Annotated in this window: 3 protein-coding genes; 1 reads left to right on the top strand and 2 read right to left on the bottom strand. The window is 46.3% G+C overall.

All coding sequences use genetic code 11. The annotated features are described in order from the left end of the window. The coding region (locus tag M1L23_RS12810) for an integrase core domain-containing protein (protein WP_252627836.1) at positions 1 to 128 on the top strand (128 nt) is incomplete at its 5' end. A gap of 167 nt (positions 129 to 295) precedes the next feature. Here M1L23_RS12810 and M1L23_RS12805 read toward each other — a convergent pair. After that, positions 296 to 568, bottom strand: a complete 273-nt coding sequence (locus M1L23_RS12805) for a type II toxin-antitoxin system RelE/ParE family toxin (protein ID WP_252627835.1) — start codon at positions 566 to 568, stop codon at positions 296 to 298. Further along, entirely contained in the window at positions 568 to 855 is a 288-nt protein-coding gene (locus M1L23_RS12800) for a CopG family ribbon-helix-helix protein (RefSeq protein ID WP_252627834.1), read from the bottom strand. The genes M1L23_RS12805 and M1L23_RS12800 overlap by 1 nt, the downstream gene beginning before the upstream one ends. Positions 856 to 1,014: the final 159 nt, after the last annotated feature.

Below are 1,014 nucleotides of genomic sequence, written 5' to 3'. Positions count from 1 at the left end.
GTCACGAATGGCTAGCGCTGCATCTATTTGAAACAATTGAACAAGCCCAATACCTGGCAACAGAGTGGCTTTGGACATACAATAACGAACGACCAAACACAGCCATTGGTCGCGTACCGCCAAGGTAATTACTGGACGCGGCTTAACTCTCTACTTTTAACTTCGGTTATAAATGGGGGGATTACAGCTAAAAACTACTTATGGTTGGATTTATCTATTTTCTCTAGCTCACAGCTCACCACAAAGAAATGTAAGTTGTATTCCCTGACGGCAGGAGAGTTCAATAAATACGTTTCTACGGCCACTGTTGAGTAGCGTGAAGGACTCGAAGCACGCGGACTTGCTCCCTAATTACGTCATAGACTAGAACATAATTTTGATGAGCAACCAGCTCGCGGGTATCAGCCATCCGCCCAAGACGTCCGAGACTAGGATGTTCGACTAAGCGTGAAGCCTTTTCTGATAACAACTCGTCGAGAGCTATAGCTGCTGCGGGGTTATCAGCTTCTATGTAATCATAAATATCTTCGCGGTCTTGTATCGCCTCTGGTGTCCAAAGTAACTCCATCATTCAGAGGTTTTGATCCGACGCCGCGTTGAAGCCCGACGAGCTGCAAATTTAGCTTCTACTTCAGCGGCAGACACCAAGTTACCCGCGTTGGCCGAATTAAGGCCAATCTGTACTTGGCGGCGGAACCAAGCATCATGCTCTGCGGCTTCTTCCTGTTGCTGTACAAATTCGCGCATGAAGTCTCGAAGAAGCTGTGCCCCACTTCGGTCGCGGGATTTAGCTGCTTGGGCAAATTGGCTTTTCAAGGCATCATCAACTCGGAAGGTAAAAGTTGATTCATTCATAGCTGCATCCTCATGTGTTACACATTAAGTGCAATGTAGCACGTTAGTTATTTTCTGTCTATGACACACTTAGCCTTGAAATTTCGATTCCCGTAAGGTGATTTATTCTAGCTTCCAACCAACTTTTGCGCGAAAGGGCACTTTAGACCGCCAGTAAAT

This window comes from Aliidiomarina quisquiliarum (genome assembly GCF_023922585.1).
Classification (GTDB): domain Bacteria; phylum Pseudomonadota; class Gammaproteobacteria; order Enterobacterales; family Alteromonadaceae; genus Aliidiomarina; species Aliidiomarina quisquiliarum.
The sequence above is the reverse complement of the archived record's forward strand: the minus strand, read 5'-3'. Positions and strand labels throughout refer to the sequence as shown.